General features: G+C 52.6%; 17 protein-coding genes. 13 read left to right on the top strand and 4 right to left on the bottom strand.

The window, feature by feature from the left end; genetic code table 11:
* Positions 1 to 273 precede the first annotated feature (273 nt).
* From WJM78_RS15440 to WJM78_RS15385, 12 genes are all read left to right on the top strand, one after another.
* Positions 274 to 1491 (top strand): aspartate aminotransferase family protein, encoded by a 1218-nt coding sequence (locus WJM78_RS15440; protein WP_212512972.1) that lies wholly within the window; start codon positions 274 to 276, stop codon positions 1489 to 1491.
* A 75-nt stretch (positions 1492 to 1566) separates the two neighbouring features.
* Positions 1567 to 2586 carry an arginine N-succinyltransferase gene (gene astA, locus WJM78_RS15435; RefSeq protein ID WP_042039209.1) on the top strand — a complete coding sequence of 340 codons (1020 nt, stop codon included), beginning with the start codon at positions 1567 to 1569 and terminating at the stop codon, positions 2584 to 2586.
* A 71-nt stretch (positions 2587 to 2657) separates the two neighbouring features.
* Entirely contained in the window at positions 2658 to 4127 is a 1470-nt protein-coding gene (gene astD, locus WJM78_RS15430) for a succinylglutamate-semialdehyde dehydrogenase (RefSeq protein ID WP_339010293.1), read from the top strand.
* Positions 4128 to 4236: 109 nt separating this feature from the next.
* A complete protein-coding gene (locus WJM78_RS15425; RefSeq protein ID WP_212512970.1) occupies positions 4237 to 5034 on the top strand; it encodes a DUF1338 domain-containing protein in 798 nt (265 codons plus the stop codon).
* A gap of 442 nt (positions 5035 to 5476) precedes the next feature.
* Positions 5477 to 8584 carry a SpvB/TcaC N-terminal domain-containing protein gene (locus tag WJM78_RS15420; RefSeq protein ID WP_339010288.1) on the top strand — a complete coding sequence of 1036 codons (3108 nt, stop codon included), beginning with the start codon at positions 5477 to 5479 and terminating at the stop codon, positions 8582 to 8584.
* A complete protein-coding gene (locus WJM78_RS15415; RefSeq protein WP_339010285.1) occupies positions 8581 to 12291 on the top strand; it encodes an RHS repeat-associated core domain-containing protein in 3711 nt (1236 codons plus the stop codon). Before WJM78_RS15420 ends, WJM78_RS15415 begins: the two co-directional genes overlap by 4 nt.
* 14 nt (positions 12292 to 12305) lie before the next feature.
* Positions 12306 to 12548 carry a CPCC family cysteine-rich protein gene (locus tag WJM78_RS15410; RefSeq protein WP_096118608.1) on the top strand — a complete coding sequence of 81 codons (243 nt, stop codon included), beginning with the start codon at positions 12306 to 12308 and terminating at the stop codon, positions 12546 to 12548.
* 685 nt (positions 12549 to 13233) lie between these two features.
* A complete protein-coding gene (locus tag WJM78_RS15405) occupies positions 13234 to 13566 on the top strand; it encodes a hypothetical protein (RefSeq protein ID WP_339010281.1) in 333 nt (110 codons plus the stop codon).
* Between the two features lie 1239 nt (positions 13567 to 14805).
* The gene (locus tag WJM78_RS15400) at positions 14806 to 15141 is read left to right on the top strand and encodes a hypothetical protein (protein ID WP_339010278.1); all 336 of its coding nucleotides are present in this window, start codon (positions 14806 to 14808) and stop codon (positions 15139 to 15141) included.
* Between the two features lie 838 nt (positions 15142 to 15979).
* On the top strand, positions 15980 to 16300 hold the full coding sequence (locus WJM78_RS15395) for a hypothetical protein (protein ID WP_339010275.1): 321 nt from the start codon (positions 15980 to 15982) through the stop codon (positions 16298 to 16300).
* 417 nt (positions 16301 to 16717) lie between these two features.
* Positions 16718 to 16969 (top strand): hypothetical protein, encoded by a 252-nt coding sequence (locus WJM78_RS15390; protein ID WP_339010273.1) that lies wholly within the window; start codon positions 16718 to 16720, stop codon positions 16967 to 16969.
* A complete protein-coding gene (locus WJM78_RS15385; protein WP_212512969.1) occupies positions 16969 to 17184 on the top strand; it encodes a hypothetical protein in 216 nt (71 codons plus the stop codon). The genes WJM78_RS15390 and WJM78_RS15385 overlap by 1 nt, the downstream gene beginning before the upstream one ends.
* A gap of 7 nt (positions 17185 to 17191) precedes the next feature.
* On the opposite strand, the gene WJM78_RS15380 is transcribed toward WJM78_RS15385, so the two are convergent.
* Positions 17192 to 17788, bottom strand: coding sequence for a beta-phosphoglucomutase family hydrolase (locus WJM78_RS15380; RefSeq protein ID WP_339015885.1), 597 nt, complete (start codon positions 17786 to 17788; stop codon positions 17192 to 17194).
* A gap of 184 nt (positions 17789 to 17972) precedes the next feature.
* On the opposite strand from WJM78_RS15380, the gene WJM78_RS15375 reads away from it, so the two are divergent.
* A complete protein-coding gene (locus WJM78_RS15375; RefSeq protein ID WP_339010270.1) occupies positions 17973 to 19343 on the top strand; it encodes an MFS transporter in 1371 nt (456 codons plus the stop codon).
* Between the two features lie 534 nt (positions 19344 to 19877).
* On the opposite strand, the gene WJM78_RS15370 is transcribed toward WJM78_RS15375, so the two are convergent.
* From WJM78_RS15370 to WJM78_RS15360, 3 genes are all read right to left on the bottom strand, one after another.
* On the bottom strand, positions 19878 to 21668 hold the full coding sequence (locus tag WJM78_RS15370) for a hypothetical protein (protein WP_339010268.1): 1791 nt from the start codon (positions 21666 to 21668) through the stop codon (positions 19878 to 19880).
* Positions 21669 to 22131: 463 nt separating this feature from the next.
* Positions 22132 to 23766, bottom strand: coding sequence for an alpha-glucosidase (locus WJM78_RS15365; protein WP_339010266.1), 1635 nt, complete (start codon positions 23764 to 23766; stop codon positions 22132 to 22134).
* A gap of 195 nt (positions 23767 to 23961) precedes the next feature.
* Complete coding sequence (locus WJM78_RS15360) at positions 23962 to 24363, bottom strand: DUF1622 domain-containing protein (protein WP_181364683.1); 402 nt, start codon at positions 24361 to 24363, stop codon at positions 23962 to 23964.
* Positions 24364 to 24412: the final 49 nt, after the last annotated feature.

The following is a 24412-nucleotide window of genomic DNA, read 5'->3' as shown; positions in this document are numbered from 1 at the left end:
TTGTGATCGGCTTCCCAGAATCGACATGAAGCCAAAAATATTTTCCCTGACACTTTATTCACCCCCCTCCCTGTCCAAATTATCTCTTGCCAATACCCCCTGAGCCGTTATGCAATGCGGTTGCCTAAAATCTCACAGGCAATCGAACATTGTTCCCTGTAACTCGTGTTGTTGCAGACTTTTAGCTTTTTTTCTGTGACAATGCCGATGTGTTTACATGGATTTAACTTTTGGGCGGTGGATTATTCTGTCGCCAGATCGAAGGAGAGCAATATGTCAGAGTTGTTGGCAGTGACACGTGAAGTGTTTGATGAAGTGATGGTTCCCAACTATGCGCCCGCCAAGATCATCCCGGTGCGTGGTGAAGGGTCACGTGTCTGGGATCAGGAAGGCCGTGAGTATGTCGATTTTGCCGGCGGGATAGCCGTCAATGGTCTCGGCCATTGCCATCCCAAGCTGGTCGAAGCGCTGAAAACCCAGGGCGAGAAGCTGTGGCACCTCTCCAACGTGATGACCAACGAGCCGGCCCTGCGCCTGGCCAAGAAGCTGGTTGCCGCCACCTTTGCCGACAAGGTCTATTTCTGCAACTCGGGCGCCGAAGCCAACGAGGCGGCCCTCAAGTTGGCCCGTCGTTATGCCATCGAGAAATTCGGTGAGCACAAGACCCAGATCATTGCTTTCCATCAGGGTTTCCACGGTCGTACCTTCTTTACCGTCAGTGTCGGTGGCCAGGCTGCTTACTCAGATGGTTTCGGTCCCAAGCCGGCGGATATCACCCATGTGACTTACAACGATCTGGCGGAGCTGGCTGCTGTCATCTCCGACAATACCTGCGCTGTGGTGATGGAGCCGCTGCAAGGGGAGGGGGGCATCATTCGTCCGACCGACGCGTTCGCCAAGGGCGTGCGTGAGCTGTGCGACAAACACAATGCCCTGCTGGTCTATGACGAAGTGCAGTCCGGGGTCGGCCGTACCGGTGATCTCTACGCCTATATGGGTCTGGGTGTCACGCCTGACATCCTCACCAGCGCCAAGGCGCTCGGCGGCGGCTTCCCCATCGGCGCCATGCTGACCACCAACGAGATCGCGGCTCATTTGAAAGTGGGTACTCACGGTTCCACCTACGGCGGCAACCCGCTGGCCTGTGCGGTGGCCGAGGCGGTGATCGATGTGGTCAACACCCCGGAAGTGCTCAGCGGCATCAAGCAGCGCGAACAGCTGTTCCGTGCCGGGCTCGATGCCATCAATGCCAAGTACCACTGCTTTAGCGAAGTGCGTGGCAAGGGTCTGTTGCTCGGCGCCGTGCTGAACGATGACTACAAGGGCCGTTCCCGTGACTTCCTGCTGGCCTCTATCGATCAGGGGTTGATGGCACTGGTCGCGGGTACCAACGTGGTGCGTTTCGCCCCCTCGCTGGTTATCCCGGAAGCGGACATCAAGGAAGGGCTGGCCCGGTTCGAGAAAGCGGTTGCCCAGGTGGTTAACGCCTAATCCAAATTGAGGTGGGGAGCCCTCCCGGCAGGAGCCGGGACCCCACCTGTCGTCAATGAAAGGGAGTTGTCATTTATGTTGGTTATCCGTCCCATCGAGCAAAAAGATTTTGCCGGTCTCAAGACCTGTGCCATTGAATCCGGCACCGGCATGACTTCGTTGCCTGTCAACGATGAACTGCTGCAGCGCAAGATAGATGCCTCGACCCAGACCTTCTCGGACAAACCGGCAGGTAAGGGTGATTGCCTCTACTTCTTCGTCGCTGAGGATCTGGAGACCGGCGAAATGGTCGGTACCTGTGCCATCGATGCGGCCGTGGGCCTGTCCCAGCCGTTTTACAACTATCACATCGGCAAGGTGGTGCACTCTTCCCCCAAGCTTGGCATCTACAACGTGGTCGAGACGCTCACGCTGTCCAATGACTACACCGGCAATTCCGAACTCTGCACCCTGTTTCTGCGTGAATGCGCCCGCGAGGGGCTCAACGGCCGCCTGCTCTCCAAGCACCGCTTCCTGTTCATGGCCGAGCATCCCGAGTTGTTCGACGATACCGTCTTTGCCGAGATGCGTGGCGTCTCCGATGGCAATGGTCACAGCCCCTTCTACGAGTGGCTGCAAAAGCATTTCTTCTCGATGGATTTTCCCACCGTCGACTATCTCACCGGCATTGGCAAGAAGCGCTTCATCGCCGAGTTGATGCCCAAGTACCCCATCTACGTCAACCTGCTGAGCAACGAGGCGCGCGCCGTCATCGGCCAGACCCACGACAAGACCCGCCCGGCCATCAAGATGCTGCAGGATGAAGGCTTCGTGAACCGGGGCTATGTCGATATCTTCGATGCAGGCCCCACCGTCGAGTGTGACGTGAAGAATATCCGCAGCGTGCGCCGCAGCCAGAAGCTGCGGGTGCTGATCGGCGAACCCATAGGTGGCAAGATCCATCTGGTCTGCAATACCCGCTACGAGCACTACCGTGCCTGCTACGGCAATATCCGGGTCGATCTCGACAAGCATGAAGCCATCATTCCGCCCAAGATGGCGACGGCACTCAAGGTGCAGGATGGTGACATGGTACGCGCCGTCGATCTCGATTGAGCCGTATTGGCAGTAAAACCGCATATGAAACAGGCAGCCAACGTTGCTTGCGAACCACAGGGAGTGAATGGATGAGCCAGTTAGTACAACTGATAGACGGTCAATGGCTTGCCGGTGAAGGCAAGCCATTCGAGTCAAGGGATCCGGCGAAGAACGAGGTTATCTGGCAAGGGGGGGCTGCCAGTGCCGCCCAGGTGGATGCCGCCGTCAAGGCTGCCCGCGCTGCCTTCTACCATTGGTCCGATATGAGCCTGGAGGCGCGTCTTGCCATCGTGCGTCGTTACGCCGATCTGCTCGGCGAGCACAAGGAGGCGCTGGCGCTCACCATCGCCCGCGAAACCGGCAAGCCGCTGTGGGAAACCCGCACCGAAGTGGCCGCCATGCAGGGCAAGATCGCCATCTCCATCCGTGCCCATGACGAGCGCACCGGCACGGTCGAAAACCCCATGCCGGGTGCCAAGGCATTCGTGCGCCACAAGCCTCATGGCGTGGTCGCCGTGTTCGGCCCCTACAACTTCCCGGGCCATCTGCCGAACGGTCACATAGTGCCTGCGCTGATCGCCGGTAATGCCGTGGTGTTCAAGCCTTCCGAACTGACCCCCATGGTGGCCGAAGCCATGCTGAAGATCTGGCAGGAGGCGGGACTGCCCAAGGGCGTCCTCAACCTGGTGCAGGGCGAGGTGGAGACCGGCAAGGCGCTGGCAGGTAATCCGGATATCGACGGCCTCTTCTTCACTGGCTCGTCCCGCACCGGCCATTTCCTCCATCAGCAGTTTGCCGGTCAGCCTGGCAAGATCCTGGCGCTGGAGATGGGTGGCAACAACCCGCTGATCGTCAAGGATGTGAGTGATATCGATGGCGCCGTCCATGCCATTGTCCAGTCCGCCTTCATCACTTCCGGCCAGCGCTGCACCTGCTCCCGCCGTCTGTTTGTCGAGCGCGGTTCCCGGGGTGATGCCCTGGTCAAGCGATTGGTCGAGGTGGTCGGCCAGATCAAGGTTGGCCTCTATGATGCCGTCGAGCAGCCCTTCATGGGGGCCATGATCAGCGAAAGAGCGGCGCTGGGCATGGTTGAGGCGCAAGCCAACCTGCAACGACTGGGTGGCGAGAGTCTGCTGACCCTCAAGCACCTGGAAGCGGGCACAGGCTTTGTTTCGCCTGGCATCATCGATGTCACTGCTGTGAGCGCACTGCCGGACGAAGAGTATTTTGGCCCGCTGCTGCAGCTCATTCGTTACGACGATTTTGATGCCGCCATCGATCAAGGCAACGCCACCAGCTTCGGTCTTTCGGCGGGCCTGCTCGGTGACCGCGAGGCGGACTGGCACCACTTCTTCAAGCGGATCCGCGCCGGTATCGTCAACTGGAACAAGCCCATCACGGGTGCTTCCAGCGCCGCGCCGTTCGGCGGTATCGGTGCCTCCGGCAACCACAGGGCGAGCGCCTACTACGCTGCCGATTACTGCGCCTATCCGGTCGCCTCCGTCGAGGACAGCAAGGCTGCCATGCCGGATCAGCTGTCACCGGGTTTGACCTTTTAACAAGGAAGAGGCTGACACTGTCCTCCTCTGCGTTGAGCGCAGATCACAAACAATAAAAGGGGCACTGAACAGGTGCCCTTGTCTGTACCCGCAATCAAAGGAAAGAGAGATGCAAAAGGATATCGACACCCTGTTCGGTCACTTGTGGGATAACTACATTCACGTCACCCCGAGTGCCCTCAAGGTCCACACCCTGCTGGGTGGTGGCGAGCCCATCGTCAATGATCACGTGGCGTTTCGCACCTACAACCTGCCCAAGCTGGGGCTGGAGAAGCTGGCCGCCCACTTCCTGGCGCTCGGTTACGAGCAGAAGGGCGAATATGTGTTCAAGGCCAAGAAGCTCTATGCCAAGCACTTTGAGCATAAAGATCCGGATGCCCCCAAGGTGTTCATCAGCGAGCTGAAGGTGGAAGAACTCTCCCCAGCGGCGCAGGCCATCATCCACAAGCTGGCGGATCAGGTGCCTGCGCACCTGACCGATACCCCGGCCTTCCTCTATGCCGGTGCCCCCTGGCAGGTCTCCTGGGCCGATTACCAGACCCTGCTGGCGGAGAGTGAGTACGCGGCCTGGATGGCGGCCTGGGGCTATCGTGCCAACCACTTCACGGTCAACATCAATCGCCTCAAGCAGTTCGATACCATCTTGCAGGTCAACGCCGCCCTCAAGGCGGCCGGCTTCGTGCTCAACGGCGTGGGTGGCGAGGTGAAAGGGGACCCGCAGGTGATGCTGGAGCAATCCTCCACCATGGCCGACAAGGCGGATGTGGCCTTCACCGATGGCGTGCGCACCATTCCGAGCTGCTTCTACGAGTTTGCCCTGCGTTACCCGCAGGCCGATGGTGTGCTCTACCCGGGCTTTGTGGAAGCTTCCGCCGACAAGATCTTCGAATCCACCAACGCCATGTAAGGGCGACAGTTGGCCAAAACGCCCCGAAAGGGGCGTTTTTTTATTTGTTATGTGCCTGTTTGCGGCGGTGGTTAATAAACAGCCTGATAAATCTAATGGGCCATCATCATAATGGCAGTGCACAAGGTAAATAATAACAGTCAAACCATACTGGTGGTGTTTTATTTTTGAACTCAAACTGTTGATCTTGTTATTATTTGCCGTCCACCCAGATGGGTGATGGAGCCTTATCATTATATTAGATAACATCGCCACAAAAATATCCCTTCTTAATATGGCTGTTTGCACAAGTCGTGCGGTAGCCTTCCCCGCCCATAGCAGTTGTTTTATTTGTCAATAAAATAGTGATCCAGCAATGGGTCCATCTCGATAGGGCGTATAGCTCTTATCCGTCGCTCAATAGCCGGTAAGAATCCAAATTGGTTTTATTCAGGTATCTCATGTGAAAAAGTTCTTGCTATGGTTCTCTACATTGCTCTGGGGAATGCAGGCTATTGCAAACGATCTGGAGTTTGAGCTCCTAGAGGCGCAGCCGCGTGAGGCTTACTATTTCTCTACACCCGGAAAGTTGATCCTGCTGCATGGCGAGGTGATGACTCCGATCATTGATAACTCGAAGCGTAAATATTTCTCCATCGTGCGGCAAAACGGGCAATGGCGCCTCACCCAGCTTAACGAGCCAAGCTACCGGATTGGGATGGCCTGGGCCCCGGGTGTTAAGGCTACCAGTTCGCTTAATGGTGACACGCTCAACTTTTCCTTCGAGGGTAACGAGTTCCAGGTATCGGGTTTGTTCAACCAACCTAGTTTGACGACACTCAAGGATGCTTACGTCTACACAGGCGTTCTCCGTTTAACTCCTGGTGTCAAGGCATCATCCCCCACCCCCTTGCAAGACAGGCTCTACGAAGTTGTGCCAGGTCTGAAATATTACGTGGAAACTGCTGGCTCACTGATCTTACTGCATGGGGATATAGTGACTCCTATTATGGATGGCAGTAAGAAACGCTTTTTCATGCTGGAGTTTAAGGATGGTCTTTGGTTTTTGACTTCAGTGACTGAAGCCTTCTTTAAGGCTGGGGTGGCTGGTGTCGATAATATATCGACCATTCCACCTTCAGGAGGGAAAGATATGTCTCTCTCCTTCATTGGTAATAGGTTGGTAATTAAAGACTATCTGGGCAATTTCAGCTTAACAACACTGCAGACCTCTGTTATGGAGGGGATGCCACTGACTCGTCCTACAATAAGCTTTCAAGGTACTCCCTCTACAGATTTGATTGCCGGGAAATTAATCGGTGAGTTCAATGTGGGACAGGCAGGTGAGGCAAGCTATAAAATAAAACTCGACATCCCCCTTGGTGTTAACAGCTTAACTCCCAGCCTTAATCTTAAATATAATAGTAATGGGGCCTACGGAATCTTGGGATGGGGAGGTTCTCTTGAGTATGAAAACCGAGTGTCCCGGTGTAGCAAGAATATTTATGAGAATGGTGAGGGTGGGCAAGGGCTAGTCCGCCTTGACCAACGTGATCGCCTGTGCTGGGGTGGGAAGCCGCTACGATTGGTAGGAACCCTACGTGGCCAAGTTGTTACTGATAAAGAGTATTGGGGGAAAAGTAAAGAGTACTATCAGGAGAATACTCCAGGTTTTTTAGTAAGGGCTATGGGTTGGCGTGACGATGCACCTGATTACTTTACCTCAATCGATAAGGGAAGGGTTACCACTTATTACGGCCGGGGAAGTGCTAAAGAAATTAGGCTGCGTGGACAGAGTTTGGTCACCATATCTTGGGCTGTTGATAGTAAGCAGGATGCATATCAGAACCTGATTAGTTACGATTACCAGACAGATATTCAACGTGGTAACCAGTACCTTTCAGAAATTTCATATGGCGGAAAGAGTGGTGCTGAACATATTTACAAAGTAAGTCTAGACTATATTAAGAATAGTCGAATTAATTCAGGCTATCTTGCCGGAACCCGATTTACTTATGATAAATTGCTCAAGGGAGTGAGTATTTCCGTCAATGGAATAACCCAAGCTATTTATCATTTAGGTTATGAGACACAGGAGTCACTGAGCCCACAGAGTTATCTTCGTTTTGTCCAGAAATGCTTCCGTAATGGCGATTGTTACCCAGCAACGCTCTTTAATTGGAAGCGAGATGATGAGCCTCTCTCAATTTCTAGGGAAGATACGCTGGAATTAAATTATGAAAGTTTCTCTATCGCAGACATAAAAGGGGGGGGGAGGGCTCAAATTATATATAAAAGTGGCGGTGATTTTAGGTACTATGATTATGAAAGCAAGTCAAATAAGGCTATTGCAGCTTATGGAGAGATTGATAAATTTGTAACGTTCCCATCAATTAACAAAGAGAATCGTGGTCAGTTTGATATACCCAGTACCTATATATCAAATTTCTCTGATGTTAATGGAGATGGTGTGGATGATCTTATTACTGCCAGTAACAATGGCGGCATCAATACCTTCTCGGAATTTGGGAAAATTTGGTCTGGTAAGTATAGCAATGCTAATAATATCTACGTTTTCGATACAGATGGTGATGGTAGAGATGAATTAATTGTTAGTGGTGTACCTTTAAAAATTGATTCTTTTGATAATCATCATATTAATGGACGTGGCCACGCATTACCCTTTGCTGATCTTGACGGCGATGGTGTTATGGATTGGCTATATAGAACTTTAAGTTATGATGTCGTGATTGGTGGTGGTAAAAACGATCATGTCATCCATCATTCTGGCACTGAGCAGCTTCATTCAAGTTTCCCTCCTTTGGTTCGTAGGGATAAATTAGTGACGAATTCTATTTATTCATTTGACAATGAGTGGAGAAGCTTTATTGACCTAAATGGTGATGGTTATCCAGAGGTTTTCAAGGGTAGTAAAGCGCAGTTGACAAAGAAGTTTGATGGAGCGAATCGCAAGACTAGTAATTACATAAAAACGTTGAGTATTTTCGACAACACAGGGATAGACATAAAGGATGTGAGTAATACTGTATCTGTTGATGCACTCTCTTATCTTGTTATTGACCTCAATCACGATGGAGTTAAAGATGTACTGCTGCAGACTGGTAAACGGCGGTGGACCGTATTTATCAGCAGAAATGTATCTGGTAGTAATACCGTTTCCCTACACAAGTGGGGCAGCTTCTCTGCTACCGAAGACTTGCGTGCAGCCGATCTTGATGGTGATGGGCAGGTGGAACTTATTGGAGGTGATGAGGGAAAGAGGATTATTATTTATCGCATCACTGCACCTTATAGTCAACTAAATCGTCTTGGTAGTATTACAGAAGGATTGGGAAAAAAAATTAGTATCGATTATACCCCTCTCACAGATACACAAGTGCTTGATTATGTGACCTCGGGTCAATACGCTGATCTATTTCCTAATGTTAGTAGACTACCGAATGGTCGGTATCCAAACGCTTTCCCCTATATCATTCCGATGGGGGGAACTTATGTGGTAAAAATTACAGTGAAACAGGTAAAGATGGAACTCTGGTTCAATACCGCTTGAAATATGGTGGTCCTCTTGCTCATCAACAAGGTATTGGCTGGTTGGGATTTGAGAGAGTCACCGTTGAAGGCATTCTTGATAAAAGCCGTCGGGTCTTTGAGTATCATCAGCTGCCACCTATGACGGGTCTTCTCAAACGTTCAGATTACAGTATTGATGGTAAGTTGATCTCTCGTTTGGATAATAAATGGAGAACGCATGTTTATAGTCTTGGTAATAATGGTTATGAGCCAATAGTTGTATTGGCAGGAAGTGAAGAATCTCGGTTCGATCTTTCAAATGGTGAGTTGCTATCGTTAACAACCAAGACTATGCAATATGACAATGCTGGGAATTTATTAAAACAGCAAGAAACTACGGGAACAAGATCGATATATCGTACTTTCACATATAATGAGCCTAGGTATGGTACTCGTTCAAGTGAACAAATATCGTATAAAACTAGTGGCAATCCCAGTTGGCTAAATGAGCGAATAGATTATTTGACATTCGACACTCAAGGTAGTCCCACACAATCAAAGCAAGTTGCTTATGTTGGTGTAACAATGCCAACATCTTCTACTGGTTTGCGCCACGAGTATGAGTATGATCGTTATGGACATCTGATCCGGCTTACCCAATCTGACGCTGCCAGCACTCGAACTACACGCTGGCGTTTTAGTAAAAATGGCCGCTTATTGGTAAATATGACCAATGCTTTAGGCCAAATACAGAGCTATCGATATAACGGAGGCGAACCAGATGCAGTCCAAGGGCAAGTTGTACGTATCACCGAAATTGATCCCAATGGGATCGCCAGTGAGCAACGTTTTGATTTAGATGGCCGTCTCATCGGGGAGCGAAAGCCTGGCCAGTCTGAGCGACGCATGACGTATACCCTTTGTGGTGATTGCCCTCCCTCGGCTAGTTTCTCCGTGATTACAGAAATGTCTGGTGTCCCAACTAAAATCGGTTATTTCAACCAAGATAATTTATTGGTTGAAACCAGAATTGATGGATTTGATGGTTTGCCTGTTATTGCAACAAATATCTATGACTGGCAAGGGAATCTGACTATCCAGACTAAACCCGAATTTGGCGGTAGTGCATACGCTATTCGTTATCGCTATGACGCCTTGAGCCGGATGACCAAGCGGGAGGATGAAACGTCACTGGGCACAGTAATGACGAGCTGGGAATATGATGGTCTTAAACAGACCATTACCAATTCCAAAGGTCAGACTCTGCTCGAGGAGTATGATCCTAACGGATGGCTGGTTGCCACTACAGATGCCTTGGGAGGACGAACCCAGTTTACTTACGATGCAAAGGGGCAACTCCTTAGGGCGATACCAAATGGAGTTGTCAATGCGGGTACTGTGCAAGAGTTCGATGCTTGGGGGCGGCGAACCGCCCTCAAGGATACCAGTAAGGGGATTTGGCGTTACAGCTACAACGCATTCGGAGAGTTGATTAGCCAGCAAGATGGCAAAGGTAAACAGACCCGTTTCCAATACGATGCATTGGGTCGCTTGATCTCCCGACAGCATCCTGATGCGCTCGATTGCTTCAACTATGATGCAGCTACTTACGGGATTGGTCAGCTGGTACGCCAAACCCGTTTCACTGGTGGTACCTGCGACCAGAGTCTGGTCAGCAGCCGCTACACTCGCAGTTATCGTTACGACGACAAGGGGCGCAAGGTTGCTGAAGAAGCTGTCTTCAAGGGGCAGACCCTGGCCATGGGTTACACCTACGATGGTTATGGCCGACTCAGTCAAACACGCTACCCCAGTGCGGATAATCGTCCACTGACGGTAAGGCAGCGCTATAACCCGGCGGGGTACCCGAGTGAACTGGTTGATGAAACAACTCAGCAGTTGATTCAGCGCACAGATCGCATGGATGCCACAGGCAAGGTTGTGCAGGAAACCCTGGGAAACCAGGTGGTGATCAATAATGCCTATGTTGCCGGTACCGATTTGTTGAGTGAGTCAAGCAGCACCTTGGGGGGGCGTGATCTTTTAGCACAGCGCTACGAGTATGATATGGGCTTCAATCTGGTTGAGCGCAGCCATCAGATCTCATTCAGTCCCTTGAGTCGCACCCGGATTGAAGAACGTTTCGAATATGATGATCTGAACCGTCTGACCAGAGTGGCGCAAAGCCATCAGGGCAAGTGGCAACAAAGTGAGCGCTATACCTATGATCCTTTGGGCAATTTGCTTAACAGTCTAAAACTAGGCGGCTACAGTTATGATCCTGCCCATCCCTATCGCCTGGTTCAGGTTGGTAGCAAGCGTCTTGGCTATGACACAAACGGTAATGTCATCAACGATGGTGATCGTACTCTGACTTATGAAGGGGACGATCGACCGACCAGTATCAGCAAGGGACAGGAGAGCACACACTTCGCCTATGGCTCTGATGATGCACGTTATTGGCGCCAGGATGTGCGGGTCGCTGATGGCAAGCGAACGACTCTAGACACCTTCTATCTTGACAAGGTCTATGAGAAGCAGGTGCGTACCGGCGATAAGGGGGGACTGACCGAGCACAGATATTATGTGGGCAACCTGATCCTGGTGCGTCGCAGCAACCAGACGGAGGATCGTCTCTACCAGCATCTGGATCACCAAGGGTCGGTTATTCTGGTAAGTGATCAAAAAGGCGATGTAGCTCAAGCCTTTGCCTATTCGGGGTTCGGTGAACAGCGGCGCCTGTTGCTTGCCAGCCGTTTCGCTGCCCTGCTGACGCCAACTCGGCGTGGCTATACAGGGCACGAGATGATCGAAGGTCTCGGCATCATTCATATGAATGGTCGTCTCTACGATCCCGCGCTGGGTCGCTTCCTGCAGGCCGATCCCTATGTGCCGGAACCAAGCGATGGCCAGAGCTTCAACCGTTATGCCTATGTGCGTAACAACCCGTTGAACGCGGTCGACCCGAGCGGCTTCTGGGATATTGGAACCTGTGCGGCGGATATCAGGAACGATAACTCGGGTCGAGACTACTCGGGGAAAAACTCCCCTGAGAGTATCTGTGGGGGGAATAGCCCAAGCTACGCAGCACGGCAGCAAGACGGCACTTGGAAGGCGGAACCCAAGGATGGAGCAAACAAGCCGAAAGAGGTAGTGCAGCGTGGATTCTGGTCCACAACTGCCCACGCTATCTTAGCCGGTTTGGGTGCAGTGCCTGTACTGGGGGCGGGGCCTGATCTGCTTGATGCCGGCCTCTATGCCATTGAAAGGGACGTAACAGGCACTGCATTGGCAATGGCATCGGCGGGAGCCTCCCTCACCCTTGGGCTGGATCAAATGGCCGCAGGAGCCAAGATGGCTCATCTTGGTTTAATAGGTGCTAAAGCTACCGAAACGACGGCGAGTGCTGCTAAAGTTGCCACCAAGGCAGAGGAGGCGGCGGGGGTTGCGAAGACGGGGCCTCTTTGGACTTCAACAAAGAAAACATCGTCCGTTGAAAATGCTTTTGGGCATTATAAAAAACACAAGGGTGAATTCCCCGAGTACCAAAATGCTAAACAGTATGTTGAAGGTGCTCAAGATTTTTTAAACGGTTCACCGAAAAATAAATTAACGAAGACTCGGCCTAATGGGGACACTATGATGTATGATAAGAAGTCGAATACCTTTGGTGTAAAAGACGCTAACGGTACACCTAAAACAATGTTCCGTCCACAAGATGGAATTAACTATTGGAATAAACAGTAGTAAGGAGAAAAATAATGAGTTTTCCTTGTCCATGCTGCGGCTATTTAACATTCGATGAGGAGCCTTGTGGAGGGTTTGAAATTTGTCCCGTTTGTTATTGGGAGGATGATTATGTCCAGAATAATGATCCAATATACAAAGGTGGAGCAAATGGCATTAGCTTAAATGACGCAAAATTAAATTATTATAAATATGGGGCGATAAAGAAGGAGTTTTCAAAAAAAGTTAGAAAACCGCTTCCTGATGAGTTGCCATAATTAAATGTTCATACGAATACAGGCTGTTTCCTGTATTACTGTCTTTAGCTTTAGGCCTAACTAGATTCTGATAAACTCACCTTAGACGGAGGCGTAACTCACAGCGAGGATGATGATTCTTGTTTGTATCAGATACGTGTGCAGGATGCTCTTTGTTATTACTTGGTCAGCCGCTTTGTGCTGCTAACCTTTCTGTGCGGAGAGGGTGCTCGCTTTGGTCAGAGCGAGAGAAATTACCAGTGGTGGGTTGACAACCTAAGCCGCCAGTTGCGGCTGTGCCTATGCGTGATGAGCAACTGCTATCACTCGGCGAGCAAGGTTGATATTTGAAGTGGCTCGCGGCTGGGGTTAGTGGGAAATAGCGGACTGTTTTATTGAGTGGCTAACTCTAGTGAGACGCTAGTATTTTAGGTATTTAATGATTAAGTCTGAGCTGACTTGCTGGGATGCCCACCATGTGTTCACCTGGCTAAAGTTGAACGAATTTTTATAAATGTGGTTGTGTCCACAGACAGGAACAACAGGATATGGCCGTTTAGCAGTCATACTGCAGGCATAGTTTTTGGGGCCTCCTATGGGTCATAGGAGATATTTTAATTGTGATTATCTATACGTTTTTGGCCCAATTTTTTGGGCTAAAAATTTTTATGTTATCAATCATGTTATTTAGTCAGGGAGAAATTAAGTGAGAGTTAATAGTATCGCTTTGCTCTGTTTTATCAGTGTTGGTGTGCTTGCAGGAGAGCAAACAGGAAAAGTAGCAACCCTTTATGCGCGAGCAAATGATGGCCTGCATTTAGTTGAGCTATCGGGTGGCACAGAGAAGTCAAATTCACCTGCTTGTGCTACTCGTAAGTACTGGTTGATAAAAGATGAAAATTCAACCACGGGTAAATCACAGTTCAGTCAGTTGCTGGCGGCAAAAATGGCGGGAAGAACAGTGAGAATTTCTGGTCTTAACACTTGTACAAGATGGGGGGATGGTGAAAATATAAATTTTATAATCATTCTTGATTAATATGGTTCTTAATGATATTAAAGTGCCAGTGACTACAAAAGTGCATTTCCTCATTATAATTTATACTGCTGTTTTTTAGGGGGGTGATGATTGTTACATTATTCATATATTTCGAGAGAGTTAGTAAAATGAAGTTTTATATCTTGTTATTTATGTCTTTGGTTTTTTCTCAGGGTACTAGAGCTAATACTTAGTTTACTCCAACTACGATTAAACGTGTTGTGGTCCATGATTTTGGAAAAAGTATATTGGTGATTACTAAAGGTAATGTGAGTAGTAGTGAAGGTTGTACTAATAATACCACAGTATCTTTATTAAAGACCCATCCATTATTTAATGAAATGTATTCTGCCATACTATCAGCATTTCACGCTGAGACTATTATAGGTGGATGGGTTAATGGTTGTGATCCTGTTTTTAAAACTCCAATTTTAACACGGCTGGATTTAATAAAATAAGATTATGTCGAGCAGTGTAAACCCTGCCATCGGCGGCTATATCGGGGTTGTGGCAATACCAAATTTTAATAGTTTTCCCATCCATCAGGAGGGTTAGCAAACCGTAGTGCATTAGGGCCTGGTGTACTGTTGCCAGTTGCCGATCCTGTGCTTTAACTTTTTATCATGACAATGCATATTAGGGGAGTTTTTTCCTTAATTGAAAATATATTGGGACACCCACCCTTTTGATAGAGACGTAACTCACCCTTGCCTTAAGGGGGGGGTGATGACTTTGGCTGGTTTTTGTCTGATATGTGTGCAGGATGCGCTTTGTTATCACTTGGTCAGCCGCTATGTGCAACTGACCTTTCTGGGCAGAGAGGATTCGCTTTGGCTAGAGCGAGAGAAATTACCCGTGGTGGGTTGACAACCTAAGCCGCTAGTTGCGGCTGTGCCTATGTGTGATGAGCAACTGCTATCACTCGGCGAGCAAGGTTGATATTTGAAGTGTCTCGCGGCTGGGGTCTGTGGGAAATAGCGGGCTATTTTAGTGGCTTGATGCAACGCTGGTACACCCCCCAGCGTGGAGCAAATAATAGTCCAGATATTCCTTGTCGGCTTCCTTGAACAAGTCTACGGAAAATTTTTCTATCTCCACCAGTCCACCAGTCCACCAGTCCACCAGTCCACCAGTCCACCGGTGTCAGTTGTCTGAATGTTGAAGAAAGAGATGACTTACCATGGCTCTTTACATTCATATTTTTAATATCATTAAAGTTTTTTAAATAAAGGTGTTTAAATGAAAATAAGGTCTGCAATATTTTCTACACTGTTCATGATTCATGGTGTTGTGATGGCTGATGAGTGTACTACTTGGGGGTGTTTTTCGACGATTGAGACCTTGTATGTTAATGCGTCTGGAAATATTTTTGTCGGCACTCCATTGGATGAGACTAAGGCGAATTGTACCGCATCTTCCGGAGTGTTTTTTACGTTGAACACTAAGTCATCTAATGCTAAGGAAATGTACTCCTCATTATTGGCTGCATATATGGCAAATAGCAAGGTGCAGTTAAGAATTATCGAGGGGAGCGGAAGTTGTGAATTATCTTATATCCGGCTTGGTAAATATTAATCACTTCAGCCTTTAGTGATTATACTATTCCGAATAGTAGAGTGCTGTACTTACGTAGCTTCTACAGGTGACTCTTTACACCAATAAAGAGACTAAGTTTGGTAATGGAATGGTTACTGCCACATTGGCTACATTTCCATGAATTTAAATGCAGCCAATACCATCACTTTTAAAAAAAAGATATTGGGACACCCACCCTTTTGATAGAGACGTAACTCACCCTTGCCTTAAGGGGGGGGTGATGACTTTGGCTGGTTTTTGTCCGATATGTGTGCAGGATGCGCTTTGTTATCACCTGGTCAGCCGCTATGTGCAACTGACCTTTCTGGGCGGAGAGGGTACTCGCTTTGGTCAGAGCGAGGGAAATGGCTACCAGTGGTGGGTTGACAATCTAAGCCGCCAGTTTCGGCTATGTCTATGCGTGGCAAGCAACTGCGATCACTCGGTGATAAGGTTGATAGTTGAAGTGGCTCGCGGCTGGGGTCAGTGGGAAATGGCGGGCTATTTTAGTGAAATATTGGAATTTCCACTTTTTTACATATGCATAGCGGGTTGCCTGGTTTAAGGCATCAGATTCTGAGAAACACGCAATTTTGATAAATGGGGGGGCGATAACTAGAGTCGAGGTTTATTAGGTTAACTAAAAATAACTTTTTACAAGTGTTTTTATTGGTGCATTAGTCATTTTTTGTCAGCGGATAGATTTCAATGGTGACTATATAGTGATTAAAGGTGGTGGTGTTAAATCCCCTTAAAATAACTTTTTTTAGTATTTTTGATAAGGTTTAAGACAGTTTGGTATAATTTAAAATATTCATTGTGTATGGTTGAGGTATGTATGAAAAATTGGTTTTTTATTGTCGGTTTGTTGAGCTTTTCAAGTCAGGCTTGGGATGGTCATGTCAGTGGGAAAATTGGAAGTATTGATGTAACATCAGGTAATAACTATGACCTCAGAGTTACCTTGGTTAATGGGCCAAAACTGTGTGGGAATGGCAACACATGGGCCTACTTGAATAACTCAGACTCCAATTATCAAACATATGTCAGTGTACTATTGGCAGCAAAAATGGCTGAGAAAAACGTGACCATTTACACCAGTAAAGAGACTAAGTCTGGTAATGGTTACTGCCACATTGGTTACATTTCCATGAATTGAAATGCAGTCAATGCCATCACTTTTAATAAAGTATGGATAATCGCTGAAGTCAGGGAAGGTGCGAATAAGTACCTCATGAACAAAAATTAACATTTTATCCATTTAAAATCAATTGGTTAGGAGGTGGCGCTTTTGTGCAATATGACTTGTGCGCACCTTCCCTAGAAAGCGGATTGCTTCGTTCTTGCCGAGCTGTGTGCGTCAAGCTCCTGCCGGTGAACGGTTACCTTTTACCCGGCCTTGGCTCTGTGCTCCCGGGTCCTTCGCTCTCGCTTAAACGGGTCATTGCAGCCCTTGGCGGTGACAAGGTGGGAGTATGAGGTGACGGTAAACCAAGACTTAATTTGATTGCCATACGGGTCTATTTTGTTCGCAATCTTCGGTGTATATTGTGGCCCCAACGCTTCGGAGCCCACTATGTCTCGTTATCACTTTTTCAAGCAAGGTCAGTCATTTACCTCTCTCGCAACCTGGGTAGCCGGGGATGACGATGAGCGTCACCAACGGGTCGAACAAGGGGTGATGGCTGTCGCTGCCCCCTCTTTTGCCGATATCCCGGCCGAGGTGCTGACACTGTTGCAAGAGCATGGGGTGCGTGAAGAGAAGCACAGGGCGCACAATCCGTGGTATAGCGTCGCTGGCAATTTCAGCCTGCGGGGGATGCACTGATGGCCCGGTCTGGCAAGGGGGGCGGTATTGTCACACTGCTGCGCTGGTCTTTCTTGAAAAGACCGCTCTGTGGCGGCCTGTTCAGTGCCCTGTTTATCTATCTGGCATCCCTGCCAGCGGACCTCTATTTCACTTTCCATTGGCAGATGGCTCTGGGCCTCTTCCTGTTGGTCTTCCTTGGCGGACTCTGGCGGCAGTGGCGGGCGCTTAGCTAACCCTTTCTCACACCCGTTGCAGTGCGCCTTCGGTGGCCAGCAAGGTGGCCATGCCGCCGGCTTTGCCTGCCTGAATGCCGATTTGGGTATCTTCAAACACCAGGCAGTTGGCGGGATTGGCGCCGAGCAACTCGGCAACCTTCAGGAAGGTGTCCGGGTGGGGTTTGTGGTTGTGGATGTCGTCGGCACTGACCAGCACTGAGATATAGGTATCCAGGCCGGTATTTTTCAAAATGCGCCGGGCATGCTCCCGCGATGACCCCGTGCCTATGCCCATCGGCACCTTGCCGTGCCAGCGCTTGACCAGCTCCCACATGGGAGGGAAGACGAGGGCCTTGTCGATATTTTCCAAATAGAGGGCTGTCTTGCGGTGGGTGAAGGCATCCACATCGATATCCAGCCCGTGCTGCGCAGCCAGCATGCTTACTGTTTTGCGGGTAGGGATGCCGCCGTATTCATTGAGCTGTGCCCGATCAAACGGCAGACCGAACTCTGAGCTGGTTACCTCCCAGGCATCCAGATGCAGGGGCATGGAGTCCACCAGGGTGCCGTCCATATCGAAAATCAGGGCGTCGTATTGATCAAACCGGAACTGCTCGGACATGGGTCTGCTTCCTCTTGAACCAAACACCCACACTACCAGATCCAGCGGGCGTATGCCGCGACCTCCGTCATGGTTGCGCGCTGGCGGCGCCATGGCAGTGGTTTTGGCCATCGGCTGGTGATTTATGAGACAATGATGAGCTTTGTGCCGCAGATCCTGGCATTTCAAATTAGCGAGCCCGCATATGTCTCCAAAAACCATCTTCTCAAGCGTGGCCCTGGTGATTGCCCTGGGTTCACTGGAAAAGAGCATAGTCACCACCCCACTGCCCATCATAGGGGCCGAGTTGAACGCTGGCGCCGCCCTCACCTGGGTGGCCACCGCCTACCTGCTGGCGGCCACCGCCGCCCTGCCCATTTACGGCAAACTGAGCGATCTGTTCGGCCGGGTACGCATGCTCAACATCGGCATAGGCCTGTTTATGGCGGGCTCTGTGGCCTGCGCCCTCTCTCAGGATCTGCCGACCCTGCTGGCGGCCCGGGTGCTGCAAGGACTGGGCGGCGGCGGACTTATTGCACTCGCCTTCACCGTCATCGCCGACAGCATACCGCCACGGGAAGTGGGCAAGTATCAGGGCTACATCTCGGCCGTCTATGCGGTCTCCAGCATCGCCGGGCCCCTGCTCGGTGGCTACTTTACCGAGCAACTGAGCTGGCGCTGGATCTTCTGGATCAACCTGCCGCTCGGGGCGCTGGCGCTCTGGCTGGTGAACCGCAATCTGGGCCACCTCAATGTGCGTCGCCACAGTCGCTTCGACTGGAAGGGAGCTGCACTGCTCATTACCGTCACCACGCTGGGCTTGTTGCTGCTCTCGCCCGAGACGGCGCTCCCCGCCATCTGGCTGGCGGCGGGACTGGCGATTGCCCTGCTGCTGCTCATCCTGGTGGAGCGGCGAGCCCAGGATCCCATACTGCCCGCCCATCTGGCTCGGCTGCCCGGTTATCTGGTGAGCGTGCTGCTGGCGCTGGCCTCGCAACTGCTGATGTTCGCCGTGCTGGTCTATCTGCCGCTGCAGATGCAGTTGCAGTTGCAGAAGGGGATGGGAGCCAGCGAGAGCGGTTTTTACATGGTGATCTTCATGGTCTGCATCACGGCAGGGGCCTTCGTCGGCGGCAAGCTGATCGGCCGCACCGGTTATTACAAGCGCTTCGTGGTGATGGGCTTTGCCCTGGCGGCGCTGGCGTTGTGGCAGATCCATTTCGATGTCTGGGTCAAGCTGGCCCTCGGGTTTGCCGGTCTTGGTCTTGGTCTGGTGCTGCCGGCGCTCTCGGTGGTGGTGCAAAATGCCCTGCCACGGGAAGATCGCGGTATCGGCATGTCCCTGTTCAACTTCGGCCGTGAGCTGGGGGGCGCAGTCGGGGTTGCCATCTGTGCCGTGCTGTTTCATGCCGCCCTGCCGGCCGGCACCAGCCACAATCTGGCTAGCCTGAGCCCGGCCGAGTTGGCCCCGGGGTTCAGTGCCACCTATATCGGCATGGCGCTGATCGCCACCGCCGCCTTTCTCATCACACTGCTGGCGTTGAAACGGCATGAGCTGACCAGCATCCACACCTGAGTCACCCCCAGCAGCAATAGCAAGAGGGCTCCCCGCGGGGAGCCCTCTTTGTTATCCGGTTTCACTGGTCGGCGGCAGGCTGTCGGCGCGCCAGCATGGCGGCCGTGACGCACTGGACGAAGTCGGGGGGCCTGGGCCGATACCACAGGGGGATCGCCTCGAGCATCACCTTCATTCTGCCCAAGCGATCCGGGCGGGTGCCCAGCAAGGTGCTTTAACCCGCCACGTTTTTGCCTGTGACGCCGATCTGCTCACCGGCGATGAAGCATCTCGCCGGCCTGAGTCTCCTGTTTCAGCAGATGCAGGGCCGCCTCCCTGTGAGCGGGCATGCACGCAGCGGATGACTATTCAGAAGAGGGATGGCACCGGGCAACACTTCATCGTGTTAGTGCACGGAGCACCGCCTCCTGACAGCGCCTTTGAACAGGATGTCCAACATGGAAAAGCGGTCCAGCAAACATGCTGGTCGCAAAGTACACAGAGCCCGCTTTCGAGCCCAATGACGGTCAGTTGAACGTCCGGCTCACGTTCTCGCTACTCATGGTGCAAGGTGATGCAATCCAGGCCACCGCTGCCCCTGAGCAGGGCTTCCGCCTGGTTAAATCCCGCCCACGTGCTGCTTGCTGTCTGACCCACGAAGTAGGTGGTCAGCTCGGGCACCTCGCGTTTCAACCAGGCGCCGAAGGCCTGATTCAGGGGGGCTATGCTGGCGGCGTTGGTGATGTAGAAGGGGTGCTGCGCCGTGCCCATGATGCCGTTCATCCAGTTCACCGCCCGCTTGTTCACGCTGAAGGCGCCCGGGGTGGCGATGGGGGTCAGACCGGCGTCGGTCAGCTGCTGCCGGATGAGGGCATGGATCTTGTGCCAGCGCTCGGCCTGTTGTTTCAGGCTGGTGAGGGTCTCGGTGAGACCCTGGCGTTCGCTGTCGCTGAGGCTGCCGTCGCTGGTCAGCACCTGCTGGATCAGCGCCTCGCTGGCCGCCGGGTCGTTGAACAGGATGCGGCCATCGGCCAGCGGGCGCATGGCCATGTCGAGGTGAAAGCCGGGTTGGGCCAGGATCACCAGATCACGCTCGGCCACCTTGAGCTCCTGCGCCATCAGGCGCTGGCTGATGGCCATCATGGCGAGGAAACGGCGGGTCTGCTCATCCAGCTCAGTACCAGTCAGCCCCTGGCGCTGGTAACCGCCGGCCTGCAGCATGCCTCCGAGCCGGGTCAGGGTGGCAGCATCGGCCTGAAGCGTTTGCAGCTCGTTCTCTATCTGGTCATCAGCAAAGCCAGAGTGGAGATCGGCGGTGACCACCAGGCTGGCGTAGTCCCGCTTCAGCCGGGCCAGCAGATCGAAGGAGGCCGGCAGCGCCTTGCCATGGAGCGCGCGATAGCGCTCGGCAATTCGCTCCCCTTGCTGCGGGCTCAGAAACATCCGCCCCTGTGCGGCCTGCCGGCTGTCCCAGTCCACTTGGTACTGCGCCAGCTCGGCCTTGGCTCGCGCGGTTCTGGCAAAGGCGTGGCGCTGCTGCTCATCCAGCCCCTGCGGCAGCAGGTTGGCCGCCTCCAGCAGTATGAGGTCAATCTCGGGATCGTGGCCGTTCTGCACTGTATGGGGGCGGCCCAGCCACTCTTGCTCATCCAGTTGCAGGTGGAAGCTACCGTCGCGCTCCATGCTCTCCAGCAGCGTGGCGATGCGCTCCCTATCCAGCCGGCTGTGGTGCAGGGTGGTCTGCAGCAGGGCGTCTCGGCCGATCAGGGCATAGGGGGTGCCGTCGGCGCGCTGACCGGTCAGCATGTTGCCGCCATCGATAATGGAGAAGGTGGGGATGAGTTCGTGCCCCTGCGCCTCGGCAAAGGCGTTGGCCTGGGAGAGCATGCTCTCGTTGAGCCCCTGGGAGTCCTGGCTGCCCAGACTGTGGTGGCCCTCCTGCTCGGCCCCTGGGCTCTGCGCCGTCAGGGCGGTGATGAAGGCGTGGTAGCTATCCTTGTTGTCCAGCGGCGCCCGGGGGCGGAAGATGAGGGCGCCATCCCGTGACAGCCACATGTTGTCTTCGGTCCAGGTGTACATGTTGTCATGGATGCTGACCGAAAATCCCTGCTCTTTGCCGATTTGTTCCAGCTCAGCCACCAGTTCAGGCTCGGTCTGGATGGGCAGGTGGAGCTGGTGGATCCGGTTGCCCAGATCATCTTGCGCCAGCTGGAAGCTGCGGGTAAGGGCGGGGATTTCCCGTTCAGAAGTGAGCTGTGGGTCGTCCGGGAAGATAAGGGGAACAGAGATGGCTGAATTGAGCCAGAAGAGGGTCGAGATGGCGAGGGCCACGCCGGTTTTGCGCATGATGGTTTCCTGTTGTTATGGCGGAATGAATATCCCGCGAGCCTGAACTGCACCTTGCTGTAGAGAGAAGGTCTCTTCGCTTGGGATGGAAACCATAAGGCCGGGGCAAGGAACCACAAGCCCGTAAATTTGAATTGATTTTTAAGCCTGACTTAATAGCTCGAAATATCCCCTGTAAATAACAAGGCAGTCTTGTTTTATTTTTAGTTATTACGATTAAAAACAATATCTTGAGGTGAATTTTTGTTGATAGGAATATTTTTAATGTCTTTGTTGTTTCGGTTTATTTTCGCCTGAAAATACGAAGTTTTTAAGTGACTAAAGAGCAAATCGCAGGCACGCCATGCAGGGGGAAATATCAGGCAATGGCGTGCCATGTTTTCTGTCGTGATTGGCAGGGGATGTGTCAGGTGAATCGCCGTGCAAGCACGGAGGCCATGAGGTCGCCCCTGGGCGTGGTCTGTTATGTTGTCATCAACCAGCCGGTGGCTTGATAGGGGGCGAAGGTGGCGGCGGGTTCCCCCGGGTAGTTGCTTATCAGCAAGGTGGCGCCTTTTTCCACTTGGTCAAAGTGGGGCATCGACAAGGGGCCAGCGGTGAGATTGGCGAGCAGCAGCAGGGTGTGCCGTGCCCCGGTTATCGGGTCTTGCCAGCGGCGGCGGTAGCTGATGCGATCAGGGTCTTCTTCATCCAGCAGCGCGACGTCGCCGTGGCGAATGACGGGGTGAGCCTTGCGCAGGGCGATCAGCTGGCGATAGCAGTGAAACGGTGAATCGGGGCGGTCCAGCTGTTCGGCGGCGTTGATCGCGACGTGGTTGTCGTTGAGCACAATCCAGGGGGCTGCCGGGCTAAATCCTGCATGCAGGCCTGCATCCCACTGCATCGGGGTTCGGGCATTGTCGCGGCCAATGGCATCGAGTCGCCGGCTCAGCTCGGCGGGATCCAGCGCCGACTGGCTGGCGCGATAATTGATCGCTTCCACATCGCGCAGCTCATCGGCTTGCCAGTGGCGGTTGGTCATGCCCAGCTCTTCCCCTTGATAGATGAAGGGGGTGCCTTGCATCAGATGGATCACCATAGCCCACAGCTTGGCGCTGACTTCGCGCCACTCGGGCCTGTCATCACCAAAGCGGGAGACGGCGCGTGGCAGGTCGTGGTTACCCAGAAACAGGCTGTTCCAACCCTGACCGTGCAGCCCGGTCTGGTGGCGGGCCATGGCTCGTTTGAAGGCGAGGGGGTCAAAGTGTGACGACCATTTGTCGCGGCCCAGCCCCAGATGTTCGAAGTTGAACACCATGCTGAATTCGCTGCCATTCGGGTTCGAATAGTGCTGCATATGGGCGAGATCGGCGCCCCAGGTTTCCCCCACAGTGATGATCCCCTTGCCGCCAAAGCTGGCTTGGTTGAGTTCGCGAATATAGTCGTGCAGGCGGGGGCCGTTGCTCATGGCAAGACGCGACCACTCCTTGCTCACCATGTCGATCACATCGAAACGGAACCCTTTGATCCCCTTGGCCAGCCAGAAGTTGATGACTTCGGCCATCTCGGCCCGCACTGCCGGGTTGTCCCAGTCCAGATCGGCCTGACTCGCATCGAAGTTGTGCAGGTAGTAGCGATCAAGCTGGGGCACATACTGCCAGCCGTTGCCGCCGAAGATGGAGGTGATGGGGTGGGCATCGACAAAGGCCTTATCCCGAAACACGTAATAAGCCTGATAACGGGGATCGCCCGCCAGCGCGCGCACAAACCACTCATGCTCGATGGAGGTGTGGTTGGCAACGATATCCATCATGATGCCGATGCCACGGTCGGCCGCCTCTGCTATCAGCAGCTCCATCTCGGCCAGGGTGCCAAAGGCGGGGTCTATGGTGTGGTAGTCGGCCACATCGTAACCGTTGTCCCGCTTGGGGGAGCGATAGATGGGGGTGAGCCAGAGCAGGTCGACCCCAAGCTGCGTCAGATAACCCAGGCGCTGGCGGATGCCATTGATGTCGCCCATGCCGTCGCCATTGCTGTCCTGGAAGCTCATGGGGTAGATCTGGTAGATGACACAGCTATCGAGGTCGATGGCGGGAGTATGGAGAATGTGCGGGTTCATCAGCGTGGCCGGTTGGGGGAGCGGTGTTGCTATCTTACGCAGATGAGCAAGGCATCAACAGGTTCAGACCATCGTTGAAAAGGGTTCCATTATTGGCTGATTGTCAAAAGTGAGGGAAGGGTCACAACTTGGCCATCCCGTGCCACGGGGATGGCCGGGATGGCGATCTCTGCATATGCCCTTTGGCATACGGCGTTATCGGGTTGCCTTGGCTTGCTCGGCCCCTGGCGCCTGCTGACGCTCTGCCTTCTCCTGCTGGCGTTCCGCTTGTGCCTCCAGCTCCTTGCCGAGGAAGTAGTTCAGGAAGGTGCGGATCACCGCGATGATGGCAAGGCGAATAAGCTCCTCCTTGCTCGGCGCTACCGTGGTGGCAAGTATGTCGGCGGCGAGCTGGAACTCCAGCGCCAGAATGAGCCAGCTGCCAAAACAGAGGCGGATGCGGGGGAAACCGGGGGCGTGATCCCGGATCCGTGCCGCCAGCCAGAGGGTCTTGCCAAGGCCAATGACCACGCAGGCGATGGAGATGATCTCCAGCAGCAGCTGGAACAGCTCGACCCCGTGCATCATGCCCTCTTTCAGGCTCGCTATGTCAAACACTCGGATCACCTCCCTGATTCAAAAGGGACACTATTAGCATATTGATCGG

Origin of the sequence: Aeromonas popoffii (genome assembly GCF_037818705.1) — a bacterium.
In the GTDB taxonomy this organism is placed as follows: domain Bacteria; phylum Pseudomonadota; class Gammaproteobacteria; order Enterobacterales; family Aeromonadaceae; genus Aeromonas; species Aeromonas popoffii.
The sequence above is the reverse complement of the archived record's forward strand: the minus strand, read 5'-3'. Positions and strand labels throughout refer to the sequence as shown.